This is a genomic window from Hymenobacter jejuensis (genome assembly GCF_006337165.1).
GTDB lineage: Bacteria > Bacteroidota > Bacteroidia > Cytophagales > Hymenobacteraceae > Hymenobacter > Hymenobacter jejuensis.
Genome location: NZ_CP040896.1, coordinates 4,477,067 through 4,493,363 on the forward strand (window position 1 = coordinate 4,477,067; position 16,297 = coordinate 4,493,363).

General features: G+C 57.0%; 16 protein-coding genes and 1 tRNA gene. 12 read left to right on the forward strand and 5 right to left on the reverse strand.

Annotated elements, in window-relative coordinates; translation table 11 throughout:
- Window positions 1-83: 83 nt before the first annotated feature.
- From FHG12_RS18395 to FHG12_RS18405, 3 genes are all read left to right on the forward strand, one after another.
- Complete coding sequence (locus FHG12_RS18395; RefSeq protein WP_139517166.1) at window positions 84-479, forward strand: DUF4259 domain-containing protein; 396 nt, start codon at window positions 84-86, stop codon at window positions 477-479.
- Window positions 480-492: 13 nt separating this feature from the next.
- Complete coding sequence (locus tag FHG12_RS18400; RefSeq protein ID WP_139517167.1) at window positions 493-921, forward strand: EamA family transporter; 429 nt, start codon at window positions 493-495, stop codon at window positions 919-921.
- 309 nt (window positions 922-1,230) lie between these two features.
- Complete coding sequence (locus tag FHG12_RS18405; RefSeq protein WP_139517170.1) at window positions 1,231-2,898, forward strand: catalase; 1,668 nt, start codon at window positions 1,231-1,233, stop codon at window positions 2,896-2,898.
- A 229-nt stretch (window positions 2,899-3,127) separates the two neighbouring features.
- On the opposite strand, the gene FHG12_RS18410 is transcribed toward FHG12_RS18405, so the two are convergent.
- The 3 genes from FHG12_RS18410 to pdxH form a co-directional block, all read right to left on the reverse strand.
- The gene (locus tag FHG12_RS18410; RefSeq protein ID WP_139517171.1) at window positions 3,128-3,715 is read right to left on the reverse strand and encodes a Maf family nucleotide pyrophosphatase; all 588 of its coding nucleotides are present in this window, start codon (window positions 3,713-3,715) and stop codon (window positions 3,128-3,130) included.
- Window positions 3,681-5,006: a DUF1015 domain-containing protein gene (locus tag FHG12_RS18415; protein WP_139517173.1), complete on the reverse strand. Its 1,326-nt coding sequence runs from the start codon at window positions 5,004-5,006 to the stop codon at window positions 3,681-3,683. Before FHG12_RS18415 ends, FHG12_RS18410 begins: the two co-directional genes overlap by 35 nt.
- Before the next feature lie 97 nt (window positions 5,007-5,103).
- Window positions 5,104-5,754 carry a pyridoxamine 5'-phosphate oxidase gene (gene pdxH, locus FHG12_RS18420; RefSeq protein WP_139517175.1) on the reverse strand — a complete coding sequence of 217 codons (651 nt, stop codon included), beginning with the start codon at window positions 5,752-5,754 and terminating at the stop codon, window positions 5,104-5,106.
- A 292-nt stretch (window positions 5,755-6,046) separates the two neighbouring features.
- On the opposite strand from pdxH, the gene FHG12_RS18425 reads away from it, so the two are divergent.
- The 3 genes from FHG12_RS18425 to FHG12_RS18435 all read left to right on the forward strand — a co-directional run bounded on the left by FHG12_RS18425 (window position 6,047) and on the right by FHG12_RS18435 (window position 9,463).
- Window positions 6,047-6,613, forward strand: a complete 567-nt coding sequence (locus FHG12_RS18425; RefSeq protein ID WP_139517178.1) for a YqgE/AlgH family protein — start codon at window positions 6,047-6,049, stop codon at window positions 6,611-6,613.
- A 51-nt stretch (window positions 6,614-6,664) separates the two neighbouring features.
- Window positions 6,665-9,166 carry a DUF349 domain-containing protein gene (locus FHG12_RS18430; RefSeq protein ID WP_139517179.1) on the forward strand — a complete coding sequence of 834 codons (2,502 nt, stop codon included), beginning with the start codon at window positions 6,665-6,667 and terminating at the stop codon, window positions 9,164-9,166.
- 224 nt (window positions 9,167-9,390) lie between these two features.
- Window positions 9,391-9,463, forward strand: a tRNA-Thr gene (locus FHG12_RS18435).
- 91 nt (window positions 9,464-9,554) lie between these two features.
- Here the strand turns inward: FHG12_RS18435 and FHG12_RS18440 are convergent.
- Window positions 9,555-10,349, reverse strand: coding sequence for a site-specific integrase (locus FHG12_RS18440; protein WP_139517181.1), 795 nt, complete (start codon window positions 10,347-10,349; stop codon window positions 9,555-9,557).
- Between the two features lie 223 nt (window positions 10,350-10,572).
- Between FHG12_RS18440 and FHG12_RS18445 the strand changes: the two genes are divergently transcribed.
- Entirely contained in the window at window positions 10,573-10,803 is a 231-nt protein-coding gene (locus FHG12_RS18445) for a hypothetical protein (protein ID WP_139517183.1), read from the forward strand.
- A 156-nt stretch (window positions 10,804-10,959) separates the two neighbouring features.
- On the opposite strand, the gene FHG12_RS18450 is transcribed toward FHG12_RS18445, so the two are convergent.
- The gene (locus FHG12_RS18450; protein WP_139517184.1) at window positions 10,960-12,099 is read right to left on the reverse strand and encodes an acyltransferase family protein; all 1,140 of its coding nucleotides are present in this window, start codon (window positions 12,097-12,099) and stop codon (window positions 10,960-10,962) included.
- Window positions 12,100-12,372: 273 nt separating this feature from the next.
- On the opposite strand from FHG12_RS18450, the gene FHG12_RS18455 reads away from it, so the two are divergent.
- The 5 genes from FHG12_RS18455 (at window position 12,373) to FHG12_RS18475 (ending at window position 16,292) form a co-directional block, all read left to right on the forward strand.
- Window positions 12,373-12,654, forward strand: coding sequence for a hypothetical protein (locus FHG12_RS18455; protein ID WP_139517186.1), 282 nt, complete (start codon window positions 12,373-12,375; stop codon window positions 12,652-12,654).
- Between the two features lie 974 nt (window positions 12,655-13,628).
- Window positions 13,629-13,826 (forward strand): hypothetical protein, encoded by a 198-nt coding sequence (locus FHG12_RS18460; protein WP_139517188.1) that lies wholly within the window; start codon window positions 13,629-13,631, stop codon window positions 13,824-13,826.
- Between the two features lie 223 nt (window positions 13,827-14,049).
- Window positions 14,050-14,487 (forward strand): hypothetical protein, encoded by a 438-nt coding sequence (locus tag FHG12_RS18465; RefSeq protein ID WP_139517190.1) that lies wholly within the window; start codon window positions 14,050-14,052, stop codon window positions 14,485-14,487.
- Between the two features lie 106 nt (window positions 14,488-14,593).
- Complete coding sequence (locus tag FHG12_RS18470; RefSeq protein ID WP_139517192.1) at window positions 14,594-14,800, forward strand: hypothetical protein; 207 nt, start codon at window positions 14,594-14,596, stop codon at window positions 14,798-14,800.
- Between the two features lie 244 nt (window positions 14,801-15,044).
- On the forward strand, window positions 15,045-16,292 hold the full coding sequence (locus FHG12_RS18475) for an efflux RND transporter periplasmic adaptor subunit (protein ID WP_139517193.1): 1,248 nt from the start codon (window positions 15,045-15,047) through the stop codon (window positions 16,290-16,292).
- Window positions 16,293-16,297: the final 5 nt, after the last annotated feature.

A 16,297-nucleotide genomic window follows, 5' to 3' on the forward strand; every position in this document is an offset into this window, starting at 1 on the left:
AGTAACCTGTTTCCTTGCAACAAGGCTCAGCACTGCTTGTCGTTTTCACGTATCAGCCTAGTATTCACCAACCACTCCCGCATATGGCTACCTGGGGCTACCACAATTTCGACAACGATGCCGCGGCTGACTTCGCCGAAGACTTTCGCGATAACCCAAACGAGGCCGTTCTGCTGGAAGCGCTCGCCGCCGTGGCGGAAGAAGAAGAACACATCGACGCCGATGCCGCCAGTGAGGCTTTGGCGGCGGCGGAAATCATTGCGGCCGTGATGGGCAAGCCCGCCCAGGATTTGCCCGTCGATCTGATTCCGGTGATCGTGAAGATGGATACCGATGAGAGCGAGGATCTGCTGGAATTGGCGCGCGGCGCGGTCAAAGCTATCTTAAAGGAGTCGGCGTTGCAGGAGCACTGGGCCGGCAGCGACAACGCCGCCGACTGGCAACACTTGCAGCGCGATCTGCTGGAACGGCTTAAGTAGTTTATCCAACGGTATGCCCTGGTATTTCCTCGCACTGCTGGCGGCCTTTTGCCTGGCGCTGTATAACTTCTTTATCAAGCTGGCATCCGGTTACATACCGGCAGCTGTGGGGGCAGTAGTACTGCAAATTGTAGCTGCCGGACTGGGCGCGGCCTGGCTGCTAAAGCTAAAGCTGCAAGGCCAGCCGTTGCCCGTAACCAGTAAGGGATTGCTGCTGGCCGCTTTGGCGGGCGCCGGGGTGGGGCTGGCCGAAATCCTCACGTTTGTGGTATTCAGCCGCGGCGTACCCTCGTCCGTGGGCACGCCCGTCTTGGTGGGCGGTTCGGTGCTGCTCACTGCCGCCTTGGGTCTGGTACTGTTACGCGAGTCTCTGACGTGGCCGCAAGGAGTGGGCCTTGTCCTAATTGTGGTCGGCATTGCGCTGTTGTCGCGCGGCCACTGATTTTCGGGTTCTCCGGAGCAAGCTAAAGGCTATTCAACAGCAATAAGTTACCGCGGCTTGCACGTGCCAACTTGCCATTTGCTCAAGCCCCGCGGCAAGCCAATTTTATACAGCATAAGCTCTATAAAATTTTGTTATACAGGCATAGACCGTGTTTATGACTAACTATCAGATAGTAAGATAGTTAGCTATTTGGGCAAGAAAAGGCGCTACGTTAAGCGCCAAGCACAAAAAAATGGTGCTATATAACGGGTAAACCTTCACGTAGGTTGCTAGTATATTAGTGGTACACAACACCCACTTACGATCATGGACGACAACCAGAAGCCCCTTCAGAACGGACATGCTACCGGCGACGGCACAGGCACGGCCAGTACTGGCGCCGGCACTTCGCACGACCAGCGCACGGCTGCCGGCGAAGGCGCCCAGACCCTCACCACGCGTCAGGGCCATCCGCTTACCAACAACCAGAACCTGCGCACCGTGGGCAACCGCGGCCCGGCAACGCTGGAGAACTATCAGTTCCTGGAAAAAATCAGCCATTTCGACCGGGAACGCGTGCCCGAGCGCGTAGTACACGCTCGTGGTGCCGGTGCGCATGGCGTATTCGAAGCCTACGGCAAAGTAGGCGACGAGCCAATTGCGAAGTACACCCGCGCTAAACTGTTTAACACACCCGGCAAAGAAACGCCGGTATTCGTGCGCTTCTCCACGGTAGGCCACGGTGGCCACTCACCCGAAACCCTGCGCGACCCGCGCGGCTTTGCGGTGAAGTTTTATACCGAAGACGGCAACTGGGACTTGGTGGGCAACAACCTGAAGGTGTTTTTCATCCGCGATGCCATGAAGTTTCCGGATCTGATTCACTCGCAGAAGCCCGACCCGGTGCACAACCGCCAAACCGGCGAGCGCATCTTCGACTTCATCTCGAACACGCCGGAGGCCATGCACATGGTGGCGTTCCTGTTTTCGCCCTGGGGCATTCCGGCTAACTACCGCCAGATGCAGGGTTCGGGCGTGAACACCTACAAATGGGTAAATGCCCAAGGCGAAGCCGTGCTGGTGAAATACCACTGGGAGCCGCTGCAAGGCATCAAAAACCTAACGCAGCCCGAAGCCGAAGCCATCCAGGCCAAAAACTTCAACCACGCCACGCAGGATTTGTTCGATAACATCGCCAAAGGCAACTTCCCGCAGTGGGAGCTGCGCGTGCAGATCATGAGCGACGACGAGCATCCCGAGCTAGACTTCGATCCGCTGGACGACACCAAAATCTGGCCCGAAGATCAGTTCCCGCACCTGCCCGTGGGCAAGATGACGCTGAACAAAAACCCCGAAAACTACTTCGCCGAAGTAGAGCAAGCCGCATTCGGCACGGGCGTATTGGTCGACGGCCTCGACTTCTCGGACGACAAAATGCTGCAAGGCCGTACTTTCTCGTACTCCGATACGCAGCGTTACCGCGTGGGCACCAACTACTTGCAGTTGCCCATCAACGCGCCCAAAAAGCACGTAGCCACCAACCAGCGCGATGGCCAGATGGCGTATCACGTGGATGCGGCGCCGGGCCAGAACAACCACATCAACTACGAGCCATCGTCGTTGAACGGGCTGAAAGAAGCACCTCGCTCTTTCCCTGATCACACGCCGCAGTACACGGGTCGTTTGTTGCGCGAAACCATCGACCGTACCAACAATTTCAAGCAAGCCGGTGAGCGCTATCGTCTGCACGAAGATTGGGAGCGTGACGACCTGATTAACAACATGGTAGGAGCCCTGGCCAACGCCGACCGCAAGGTGAGCGACAAAATGGTGGAGCTGTGCACCAACTGCGACGCCGATTGGGGCCGCCGCTTAGCCGAAGGCCTGCAAAATGCCCGCAGCGGTCAGGCAGGCGCAACGCAAGCCAACGAAAGCAAAGCCTCCGAAGCCGTGGCGCAAGCCGAAGAAGTAGCCCACGACGCCAAGCCGTATTAAGGCTCGATATGCCAGCGCTCTTGCTGATTTGGGCAAAGCGTACAACAAAAAAAGGAAGCCGAAAGGCTTCCTTTTTTTGTTGTATATAAAATATAAGTTAATGCATAAGTATCTGATTTAAAGATATTTATGCATTGCTATTCAAGCGTGAGATTACTTGTTTATTGAGAGTATTTGGCCTAGTCGCAATTCTACCAAAAGAGACTTTACCGCATGTCCCATAAAGGTCTCATAAAGCGTGAAACCCCCATTTCTCCAGTTCTTCCCAAACCCGATGCACGGGTAGCCCCATGACGTTAAAATACGACCCCTCCAGCCGCGTCACGGCCACCATCCCGATCCAGTCTTGGGCACCGTAGGCACCGGCTTTGTCCAAGGGCTTGTAATTGAGAACATAATGTTCGATTTCGGCTTGAGAAAGTGCCCGGAAATGCACGCGGGTTTGGTCGGAAAATACGGTTTGCCGGCCATCGGCGCCCAGCAGGCAGACGCCCGTAAAGACATCGTGGGCGCGGCCTTGCAAGCGCGTCAGCATTCGGATGGCTTCGGCTTCGTCGGCGGGTTTATTGAGCACGTCTTCGTCGAGGCATACTATGGTGTCGGCGGTGAGCACTACTTCATCGGGTTGTAAATCAGCGCGGTAGGCGTCGGCTTTGTGCGCCGCCAGATATTCCGCGACTTCGGCCCGGTGCAGGTGCGGCGGGTAGCTTTCGTCTACTTCCTTGAGCCGTACGGTGTAGGGCAAGCCCAATTCGGTAAGCAATTGCCGGCGGCGCGGCGAGTTAGAGGCCAGGAGTAAGCGTAGTTTGGAAGGCATTCTGGTTTTCGTCGTCGCGGATGGAAGTAAATAGGAAACCGCCGATGGTTTTGGGGTAAAAGAAGGTCGATTTGGGCGGCATCACCGCGCCCGAATGGCAAACGCGCTCCACTTCGTCCATCGTGACTTCGTTGGTAATGAAAGCAGCCCGCGCCTCGCCCCGGTCGACGCGCGTGAGGCACTCCGAAAAGTTGCGCACGTACGCAATGCCCGTCCACTGCCGTTGCGCATCAGGGCCGGCTATGCCCAGCACGCGCTCCAATACAAAATAGTGCAACACCGTGAGGTCCAGGGCTTTCACTTCGGGGGTCGTGTCCCAAGTGAGCTGACTGTGTACCTCGGGTTTGAGGCGGAGCTTGTACGCCTTGCCATCCAGATACAAGCCAAAAGCCCAGGTTTTACCGGCAATTAATTCCGGCAAATCGTAGGCATCGTCTTTAGGCAGTACGGTAAAATAGCGGGCCAGCTGCTTCAAAAACTCTTCGTCACTGGTTTGGCCGGGTAGCTCCAGCAACAGGCGGTGGGTGGGCAGAATGCGCAGGTCGTCGGCGGCCGAGTTGGTGAGGTACATCAAATGAAAATGCCACGGCTCGTTGCCCGTATTTTCGGGATCAGCCAGCATTCGCGCCTGCCGATAGACCAGCGAGCCTTCGTAGCGGTGGTGCCCATCGGCCAGAATCACCTGTCGCGAAGCCAGGACCTCCTGAAAGCGGCGAATCACGCGGGCATCCTGAATGACGGCCAATACGTCGCGGGCTCCCTGGTAGTCCTCCTCGGTTTGGTAGAGCGGGTCCTGCATGGCCTCGTCGAGGTAGCGTTCCAGCTCAAACGTGTCGTCGCGGTAGAGGCCGTGGGTGGCACTGGTCTGAAACTCGGTGCAGGCCAGCAGCTCGGCGCGGTCGTTGACGGAAGTAGGCAGCGTGTTTTCGTGGCGCAGCACCACGTTTTCGGCCCAGTCGTAGGCCCGAATGTGGCACATAAAGCCCTTGCGGCAATACTCGCGGTGGGGCGTGCCGGGCAGCCGGAAGTACTGGTAATAGGCATAAATGCCCGGCAGATCGTCCTGCTTCAGTACACCTTGCTGCTTCCATTCTTTGAGCCGCCGCAGGGCTTCGGCGGCCGGGTCGGGACCGCGCGGTACGGATAAGTGAATGCTATTGAAGGGGTTGCGGTACAGCGCCTCCCGTTGCTTCGTCGACACGACGTCGAAGAGGGGCGACACGTACGCATCGATATCGGCGCTCAGCTCGGCGTTGTAGCGCCAGCCGCACACAGGTTGAATTTCAGCCAAAACGTCTTAGAAAAGATGTTAAAACGCGTCCGTTATCCCGAAGCACAGTGCGGAAGAATAACGAAATTATTTTTATAAATTATTGAATATCAATCATTTATGGTGCGAGTCGGCTTAGCTGCCACCCGTTGCCTTCCTGCTCGTACACGATGCGGTCGTGCAGGCGGGAGGGGCGGCCCTGCCAAAACTCGATGCGGTGGGGGTGCAGGATGTAGCCGCCCCAATGCGGCGGCCGCGGCAGCGGATCTTGGGCGCCGAATCGATTCAGGACCTCGGTTTCGCGCTGTTCGAGCTCTTCGCGGCTCGCGATGGGCTGGCTCTGCGGCGAGGCCCACGCGCCCACTTGGCTGCTGCGCGGCCGGCTCTGAAAGTACTCGTCCGACATGTCCTGCGGCGCTTTTTCGATGCGGCCTTCTACGCGCACCTGCCGCTCCAGGCCGGGCCAGAAAAAAGTCATGGCCGCCAGGGGCTGCGCGCTCAGTTCGTGGCCTTTGCGGCTGTCGTAGTTGGTATAGAACAGAAAACCAGCATCTTCGGGCAATCCCTTCAGCAGCACCACCCGCGCCGAAGGCTGCCCGTTGCTGCCTACCGTGGACACGGTCATGGCCGTGGGCTCGTCGAGGTGGGCGGCCAAGGCTTCGTCGAGCCAAGTGCGAAATTGCCGCACGGGGTCGGGGAGGACGTCGGCTTCGGTGAGGGTGCGCTGGGCGTAGGTTTTGCGCAGGTCGGCCAGTTGCGGGTCAGTCACGGCTTATTGGAATTATGAATTCAGGTCTATAAATTATGAATTGGTCTGGGAATGAAAGCCTTGTGAGTTGATTGAGCCTGAGGGCGCTTTCCGGCCTGCTGTTTTTTATCCCAGAATTCATACGCAAACGCAGCACAAGGTAACAGAATACGGGCACCGGGAACCCCGAGCCGGTCGGCCAACGTAGGGAAGAAGCGCGCCGCAACCAACTTCGGGCCGCCCTGCCGCCGACGCGGCGGCCACGCACTTTGTCTTTCATCCTTTAAAATTGCCAATCCATAACCCTAAAACAATGCCCCGGCTTCGCGATAACAGTCTGTTGATTTCCCAGCCTTTTCTGGGTGACCCCAACTTCGAGCGTACCGTGGTACTGCTCTGCCGCCACACCGATGAAGACGGCTCGTTTGGGCTGGTGCTCAACCGCACTACCAACCTGCAGCTCGGCGATGTGCTGGAGCTGCCGGACGGCGACGCGTCGCCCATCGGGCAGATGCCGTTGTACCTGGGCGGCCCCGTGCAGCCCGATACGCTGCACTATCTGCACCGCCGTTCCGACGTGCCCGAGGCCATTGCTTTGGGCCAGGAAGTGTACTGGGGCGGCGACTTCAACGTGCTGCTCGGGCTGCTGCTGAGCGGCGCCCTAAGTCCGGACGATATTCGGTTTTACGCCGGCTATTCGGGCTGGACGGCAGGGCAGTTGGCCGAAGAAGTCCGGGAAAATGTTTGGATAGTGCATCCTAATGCTGCCGGGAAAGTATTTACTTTGGATAACGATGCCTTCTGGCAGTCAATTTTGCGCGAAAAAGGCGGCCGATACCGTGTTCTGTCGAACTACCCCGTGGACCCGCGCCTCAACTAACTTTCCCGCGCCACCTACTGTCCGCTGCGGCGGGCCTATTCCTTTGAACGTATGCTACCTGAGAACGATAACACTGCCCCCAACCATTCCGACGCCGCTTCGGAATCGCCCCTGAGCATTCTGGAACGCCGTTTGGCCGAAATCCGCTCAAAACAAGATCCCGCCAGCGAACCCACGGTACCTGCCGAGCCCGCCGCGCCCGCCAATCCGCCGGCTTCGGACGCTCCCTCGGCTCCCATCGCCCAAACCCCCGCCACCCCCGAACCCAGTGCCCAGTCTGCACCGGAGCCCGCAGGAGCCGGTACGGCCGAAGCCTCGGCAGAAGAAGTAGAAAAAGAGCAACTAATTGATAATCAAGAGCTTGTAATTAATGATGCCGCTCATCCCGCCGATTCGTTGGTGAGTGAGCCTATTTCCGAGCCACAGGCCCGAGCCGAGGCGCATTACGGCGCCCAAAACCCCGGCGTGGTGAGCGCCCAGGAAGCCGAAGCCGAAACCTCCGCGTCAGATTCTTTGGCCGTTTTCCCAGAATCGGAGGCCGAAGCGGCCCCGGCCGCTGTGAGCGAGCAAAACTCAACCCCGCCAACGCCGGAGCCCGAGGCTCTGACGGGTGCAACAGCAGATGTGTCGGCGTCGGCGCCAGCCGAAGCCGAGCCTTATGCCACTACGCTGGCGGCGTTTCCGCTGCACTCGGCCGAGGACATCGACAATGCGCCGGTTGCGCTGGCTTCGCTGCCCACCTCCGACAACGAAGGGGCCGTGGAAGCTGCCCACGCGGCCGAACACGCAGGCGAAGAGGAAGAAGAATATGTGCCCGAAACCCCGGCCGTTGATTTCGCCAAGCTCGATTTGCCGGCCCAGGCGCACTACCTGCTCACCTTGTTGCGGCGCAGCGATGCGCGGCAAAACCGCAAACAGATTTTTGATCTGTACCGGCAGTACGAAACTTCTATTGCCACCGACCGCACTACGGCTCGGCAGCGGTTTGTGGAGGAAGGAGGCGAAGCCGATGCCTTTTCGTATTCGGGCCCGGAAGGCCATCAGGAGCTGACCAAGGCTTTGCAGGAATTCCGCGACAGCCGCGCCCGCGACGCCAAAGCCGAAGACGAGCAACGGGCTAAAAACCTGGCCCACAAGCAGTACCTGCTCTCGCAACTGCGCACACTGGTAGAATCGGCCGAAACCAAGGACAGTTCGGCGCGCATCAAAGCGCTTCAGAACGATTGGAAAGCCACGGGTCCGGTCCCCCAGAAAGACGCGCAGGAGTTGTGGAACAGCTACCACGCCCTGCTCGATATCTTCTACAACAACCGCGGCCTGTTCTTCGAAATGAAGGAGCTGGACCGCCGCCGCAACCTGGAAGCCAAGGAAGTGCTGGTGCAGCGGGCCGAAGCCCTGGTGGAGCAGCCCAGTATCAACAAGGCGCTGCAAGAGCTGCGCCAGCTGCACGAAGAATGGAAGCATGTGGGCCCGGTGCCCAACGAGCAACGCGACGCCATCTGGAACCGCTTTTTGCAGGCTTCTGAGAAAGTCCACGATCGTAAGAAGGACTTCCTGAATGCCCGCTCGGAACAGGAAAACGCCAACCTGACTCGTAAAACGGCCTTGTTGGAGCAAATCAAGCCGTTCAACGAATTCCAGACGGAGCGCGTGAACGAGTGGCGTGCCAAGACCGACGAACTGCAAAAGCTGAAAGAGGAGTGGGATGCCGCCGGCCTCGTGCCCCGCGACAAAGCCGAGCAGCTCAACAAACAGTTCTGGGCCGCTTACAAAGGTTTCTTTCAGCGTAAGAACCAGTTTTTCAAGGCTTTAGACGAAGAGAAGAACGGCAACCTCAAGCGCAAGCTGGAGCTTTGCGACCAAGCCGAAGCGGCTTTGCAAAATCCCAATTGGGAAGAGGGCCGGGAAATCGTCATTCGGCTCCAGAAGGAGTGGAAGCTGATTGGGCGTGTACCCGAAAAGCAGTCCGATAAAGTCTGGAACCGCTTCCGCACTGCCTGCGACGCGTTTTTTGAGCGCAAGCATCAGGAGGCCAAGCAACGCGAGCAGCAAGTGCAGCAAGTGACGCAGGAGCAAGCCGCCCACCTCGACCGCCTGGCCGATGCAGTAGCAACCCTCACCGTTGATCAGCCCGGCAGCTTGGAAGGTTTCCGGCAGTACGTAGCCGACTGGCGCGCCTTCGACGGAAGCACCAGCGGCCCCCGTGGCGCCGCCGAGCGAGCCGAGGAAAAGTTTCAGACACTGATGGGCAAGTACCTCGACCACGTGCCCGGTTTGTCGTACGCCGAGCGCAACGAGCTGCTGTTTCAGTTGCAAATTGACCGCCTGAAGTCCAGCCCCGACGCGCAGCAGCAGCTTTACCGCAAAGAGCAAACGCTGCGCCGCGAGATTAATGAGCTGGAAAACGACATCTCCACGCTGCAAACGAACCTCGAGTTCTTCGCGCGGTCCAAGAATGCCAACCAGCTCCGCGAAGAGTACCAAGGCCGCATCGACGAAGCAAAAGGCCGCATCGATGCTTTAAAGAAACAGTTGCGTATTGTGCGCAGTTAGTCTGCATTCACTAGAAAAGCCCGGCCCTTGATGAAGCGGCCGGGCTTTTTGTTGCCTAATACTTTCTCTATTATGAAGGCATTTTCGGTTTTACAAGAAGCAATCTGAAATGTATCCAGCAATTTTTCTGGCTGATTAGCAGGCGGTAAGCTCAAATCGCGCAAAAAATATAGTCTCGCGGTTTGCATACTGGGGATGAAGCTTTAGTTTTGCGCCATAATTACGCCTCCATAGCTCAGCTGGTAGAGCAACTGACTTGTAATCAGTAGGTCGCTGGTTCGATCCCGGCTGGGGGCTCAGGTAATTATAAAGGCCCTGTAAATCAAGTATTTACGGGGCCTTTTTTTATGGTATGACTGTCAGTATGACTGTTTCGGGTAAAACCGGGCTATTTCGGCCCGTTGGCCCGTTCCCGCAGCACGTCGAAGGCGGCAAGCGTGGAGGTGTGGCGATCCTTGACGCGGGACTTTAAATACTTACGGGTGGTGTTCAGGCTGGCATTGCCTACCGAGTCCTGGATATACACCACGTCGGCCCCGCCTTCGAATTGCAGGGTAATGAACGTGTAGCGGGCGATGTGGCAGGAGACGACCTTCCACAGGGGCAGCTCGCTTTCGAGGCGGCGGGCCCCCGAGCCGCGCACGACCGTGACCAGCCGTTTCAGGCCAGCGGCGCGGCACAGCTGCTTAATGATGCCGTTCATGGTCTGGTTGCTGGGCACGGGCAGGTGACCTTTGTACTTCTGCCAGATTTCGTAGGCCACCGGATCTAAGGCGACCCGGACTTTGCGTTTGAGGCGTTGGCCCTTGCGCTGGATATATTCCAGAATGGGCACGCGCTGCGACGTTTTGCCGTCTTTGCTGGTGAAGGTCTCAAGTATGACGTCCCAGGGCTTCAGGTGGGCCAGATTGTCGTAACGCGGGCCGGTCAGGCAGTTGAAGACAAACACGTCGCGGCTGGCTTTGCGGCTGGCGTAGTTGGTGCTGCCTTCCTTCACCTCCAGCGGCTGAAAGCGGTAGAGCTGCATGACCTCCTCGTACGTCAGGGGCTCGCGCTCCACGTCTTCTAAGAAATCATGCTCTATCCAGTCGTAGGCGAGGCCCGCGTACTTCAGCAGGGTGCGGATGCTGCGCAGGTAGGTGCTGATGGTATTATTCTGCAATCCCACGCGGGCGGTACGCATCTTCGCCTTCTCCACCAAGAACGTGCAGAAGGTTTCGAGCAGGATGCATCGGCCCGCTTTGTCGGGCTGGAATTCTTCCGGACGGGTACCCGGGCAGGTGTACCAGTCGAGCGCGGTAGCGTTTGCCGGCTTGCAACAGATGGCGTATGTCTGGAAAGGCAGTATGACTAATGCCGGGGTATACCACCCTGTTTTTGCAGGACCAGAACGTAGCCGGCGCTGTGTGTCTGTACTGGGATTGCGCGGAACTCTACATGCAGTTTTGCTGCGTCACCGGTGGCAGTTCGGGGAACGCAAGCGGCCGGTGCACGGTATCCCTTACACGGGCGGTGCGCTGTCGGTGTATCTGGGCATCGATTTGAACAACGCAGCCAATCCGTTTATGCTGTTGGTGAACGGGGTGGCCAGCACGAATGTGGCCCTGCAAACAGAAACACCCCTATTTTGCTGTTAGCTGATTTGCTCACGGCAACCGATGCCATGACCGGCACCGCAGAATAGCTGGCTTGTAACCGTCTGCTTAGCAGCAGTGAGCAAACCACTTACCTCACGTAAGCTGCGCGATCAAGGAAACGGCTGGCTGAGAAGTCTCAGCCAGCCGTTTCCTTTTTTACTTCTCCAGGCGAGCGATTACCTGCTTTCCTACCTGTTGCATGGGCACCTCAACCAAACGATGTAAGAGGTAGGAAAGCGCGTAGCTGAGCGCTAACACCAGAGCGTAACGCAGCGCATAATTCTCTAAGGCGCTGCCTACTCCAGTGGGGGAAAGCAGGTCACCCCAGCCGCACTTATTTAAAGCAAACAGCACGAAGAAATGCACTACGTACAGCCCGAAACTCACCTGGCCAATGGCGCGCGTGAAGGGGTTCACGAAGAAACCAAACGGTTTGCGGCTGAGGGCCAAGGCCAGCAGCACAAACCCCACCCCAAAGCCCAAATCCGCAGGCAGCAACGCAAAGGCGGTAGGCACCAGTCCCAATCTCTCGTCTAGGGCGAACGCAGCCAAGACGATTAAGGCTGCGGCCAGAAGCGTGTGGGCACGCAGGCGAAGATCTGCCTGGGACAAGAAGTAAAAAACAAACCCTAGCGCAAAAATGGGCAATTGCCGGGGCAGGAACCACGCCAAGTAGGTGTTCCACACGTCCGTTTCCGCAATCAGCGGGTGGTGGCGCAGCCCGTAGCTCAGCAGCGCATGCAGGACCACAGTGCCCAGCAAAAAAACTACAGCGCGGTTCAGCGACGTCACGCGGCGCGCCACAAAGGGCACGAGCAGGTAAAAGCACATCTCCACCGTAATTGACCAGCCGCCCGGCACGAGGCTGCTAATCCAATAGGGATTAAGCCCTTGCAGGAAGATCGCTTCGGCTCCCAGACTGCGCCAGGAGCAGTGCTGACCCGCGGCATAGGTAAACCACGCCCCGTAGAGCAGCATGCCACAATAGTAGAGCGGCGCGATCCGAAAAAAGCGGCGCAGGTAGAAATTCAGCAACTCATTTCTTTCCGTTTGGCGCCGGTGGTGCAAGGAGCGAAATAAGGTGTAGGCGCTAGCCACAAAAAACAGCCGGACTCCCCAAGCGCCGTTGGTGAGCACGGCTACTACCGGCCCAGGCAAGAACGCGGTGGTGGAGCCCGCCAGGTGCAGCGCATGGACAGCGATCACCATCAAAATGGCAATGCCCCGCAGCGCGTCAATGTATTCCAGTTTAGATTTGCTGGCCACCAGCGGCGGGGATGGGGATACTAACGTCATTACCTCAATTGCTCAGAACAGAAAAAGAGCCGCAAAGCTAGGCATATTTCGCCGCAGCGCTGGGCTAAAGCCCCATCGGAAGGGTGGGGCTTTTTTGTGTCCGGTGCCTAGGGTTATGCGAGGGGCAGTTTGTTCTAGTAATAGTAGGACAGAAGGTAGTTGGGGCCTGCCTTGCGGAGTACGTTTGCGGTATGGCCAAGGCAGGTAAGGGCGACTACGCAAGCAAGTTGACGAAGCGCCGGGACGATCATCCTCTACCGGAACGCTGTCCGAATGGTCCCTACTGAAATTGATGTAAAAGCGGAGGTGGCGGTGGCTACGGAACGCACGACGCTACAAATGAAGCTCTTCCTCGCCATCGGCGCGATTGGCATTTTGAGCATGTTGGTAAACTATGGGCTCCGAAGCGGCGGCGCAGCTAACGCCGAAAGAGAACCTCCAGTACCGCAAGAATCTGAACAGTACCGCAAGAATCTGAAAGCACGGGTTACGGCACCCACCAAGATCAAGGTAAAGGATGGTTCACAAGTACTGTGCAAAAGGAGAAAGCGCTAGTAATGATTGGATTGGCGATTCCAGCACGGCAGTACAGGCCAAAGGCACGGCGCAGGCCGTGCCAGGCACGAGATACCGTTGTAGTTCGGCCTCATTTTGATGGCTTCAAATCGGTCCTTATTCCTGCACCTGACACTTGAAGTTTGGGGAAAGCATTCATGACTGGTTTTGCGAAATATTAGGTGTGGCAGCAAAACCTGATGTTTTCTACAAACAAGCCTTTGGTTATACCCTCGAAGGCAGATTCACCAGCCAAAACGCCAGACAAGTGCTGCTAGCAACAACACGGCCGCCAAGGCCAATAGCCAGCCAAGGGCAGATCCTTTCAGGAAAAAGGGTTTGGGATGACGTGGGTGGGTGGCCATATAGGATAGAACTATGTGGATAGCAATAAACGAGTAAATACCTACTCGTGGATTGCGGGCAATGGGTTGCCTTGACTAGCGCATATCGTTAAAATTTCTTGTCCCTGAAAAGCAAGACCATCTCCGTATCGTAGTGACGGAGATAGCCTTTTGAATTATGTTTTATAAATATCTAGTAATTAGATATTTATAGATGCTTCCGCTTTCGTGCTTACCTGACCACTTATTCCAATGCTTTTTTATTGACTAAATAGCCTCAGCAGCATTTCGTTGTAAGATTTTGGGATAAAGTAGTTTGAAACCGAGAAGTGAGTACCTTGTATGTAATGGACCCGCTACAACCTCTTTTGCCTGAAGAACATAATCCAGAGTTGCCCAATCGTTTTGCGGAGGCTTTCCGGGAAGCGCTGGGGTTATTTGATTCTACAGAAGTAGTTCAGAAGTTGGACCAACTAATTGATGGCCAAGCTGATACGTTGTACGCGTCTGACTCGGGTGAGTCACCTGACCGCGCAGAGGAGCGTACGGCACCAAGCGTGTAGGCATGGCGGTACCTGGTCAGAGCAGACGCGCTTATATGGTTTTGTTATACAAAGAACTAGCAGAATAATGGAGAAGCGTAACGAATTAAATCGTGAGGTATCGAAGCGTTACTTGCCCACGCATTTTGCCTGGGGTTTCAGCAACGCCATGCAACTCTACGATCCCGGCGCTCTGCTGGCAAGCCTATCCCGGCTGCTGACCAAACCCGGTGCGGCCTCGCGCAAAGCAGTGGGCGGGCTACAGGGCAAACGGCAGGAGAAGTAAAAGTTGGAAATTTAATTGTACAGATTAGGGTTTAGATTGCGGCTTTGTTTTTGCAACCAGTCCGCTGACGTGATTTTTCAAGCCTGTGCCCAAGGGCAGTTGGCGCGTTAAAATCAGCGAAAAAATCACCCTTACACCGTACATGAGATACTTTGCCCTTCTTTGTTTTGCCCTGCTTTTGTGCGGGATGCCGGTCCGGGCACAGGATACCCCGGCGGGCAACATGGCAAAAATGGATGAGAAATACGGGTTTCGGGAGGTGACGTTCGAGCAGCCGGTTTCGTCGTTTAAAAACCTGAAGTTCTTTGTGAAGAAGGGGTTGTCCAAAATCTACGACCGCTCCAACGAATCGCTGCTGCTTGGTACTTATCGCCTGCAGCACGTGTATTACACATTTTACAAAGGGCTCCTGTCCGAAGTCACTGTGACGTTGTCAGAGCGCCCGAACGTGGAGGGCGTTTATGGCCTGCTGGTCAAGGCCTACGGGCCGGCCGCCGTGGTGGAAAATACCTATCAGTGGGAAGGCCAGCGCGTCCGGATGACGTTGCAGCCCTCGTATTACGGCAGCGAAGCCATTTTGCGCGTGTTCAGCAAGCCCTTGCTGCAGCGCGAGCAGGCCGACAAAGAAGCCAGCGATCGCCGCGCGGCCTCAGAGCTGTAAGCGGCTTGCGCAAAGGGTCATAGCGCGAAAAGTCAGGGCAAGGAAAACCGGGTGCATTTGCGTATCTTGTTGATACTAACAGGAGTAGCACCTAATCCCTACTGCCATGAACACTAGCCAACTGCCCGCGGTCGAGCCGGTATTGACCGCACCCCGCCGTGTACCGGAAACCCCGCCGCCCCCGCGCGTTGTCAGTCCGCCGGAACCCGCCAACAGCCTGCGCACAGAAAGCGAGTCGGAGCAGGACGAAGCGGCGGTTTGCAGCTTTCGGGCCTGGGTAGCAGGATGCGAAGGCTACTGTTCTATTTTCTGAGTTGATTTCTACAACATATAAAAAAGCCCCGCCCACCCGCGGGGCTTTTTTGTGCCCATAGTTCATGCCGTGTTCGGGAACGGAAACGGCGCCTTCCATTTTCGAACACAGTGTCCACTTCTGGACAGATTTTGAAGCGACAAAAAGAATCGACTCATATATAAGTTATTGAATATCAAATAATTAACTAATTGGCATGTCCATTGGCTGATAGGAAGGGAATACGTACCTATTCCGTACAAAAATGGACAGAGTTATCTCTACTGCTACCCAGAATCGCCGTCGCCGCCGGCAGTGGCTGCTGGTGGCCGGCGCGTTGCTGCTGCTGGTAGCCGGCCTGCTGGCCTTTCGCAACGTGCTCAAGCCCCGCCTCGATCGCTCCAAGATTCTGACCGCCGTGGCCGAAAAAGGGGCGGTGGAAGCCTCGCTGACGGCCTCAGGCCTGATCGTTCCGGGGCACGAAGCGGTCCTTACCAGCCCCATCCAATCCACGATTCAACGGGTGGTGCTGCAAGTGGGCGCGAAAGTCCGGCCCGGCCAAACCATTCTGGAGCTCGACAAAGAAGTGACGAGCACGGCGCTGGCCAAGTTGCGCGATGAGCAGCTGCAAAACCACAACAAAAACACCAAGCTGCAACTGGGCCTGGAGCATAGCCTCAACGACCTGGAGTCGCAGGAGCAAGTGCAGCAGGTGAAGGTGCGCAGCCTGCAATCGACGTTGCGCGACGAGCAGTACCTGCTCAAAATCGGCAGCGGCACCCGCGAAAACGTGCAGCAGGCCGAACTCAATCTTAAAGTGGCCCAACTGGAGCTGCAGCGCCTGCGCGAGCAGATCCGCAACCAGCGCCAAAGCAACGCCGCCGACGTGCGCGAGCTGGGCTTTACGATGACCATTCAGGACCGCACCATTGCCGAGCTCGCGGGCAAGCTGGCCCAGGCCAACATCAGCGCGCAGCAGCCGGGCGTGCTGACGTGGGTGAACGAAGACGTAGGCGCCACCGTGAACCAGGGCGACCAGCTGGCCCGCGTAGCCGATTTGAGCAGCTTTCGGGTAAAAGCCACGATATCTGATACGTATGCCGATGCCTTGCACTTGGGCGATGCCATCGTGGTGCGCATTAATGACACGGACCTGCGGGGCACTATTAGCGCCATCAGCCCGTCCGTGGACAAGGGCGTGATCACGTTCTACGCCGAGCTGGCCCAGAACCACCATCCAGCCCTGCGCGCCAACCTGCGCACGGATGTGTTTGTGGTCACCAAATCGCACCCCAACGTGCTGCGGGTCAAAAACGGACCTTTCTACCAGGGCGGGCAAGAGCAACCGGTATTCGTGGTGAAAGACGGCAAAGCCATCCGCCGCACCGTGCGCTTTGGTGATAGTAATTTCGATTACGTGCAGATAATCAGTGGTTTGCAGCCCGGCGAGGAGATCGTGCTCTCCGACATGAAGGATTACGTGGACACTCCCGAACTGACCCTCAACGACTAAGCGGC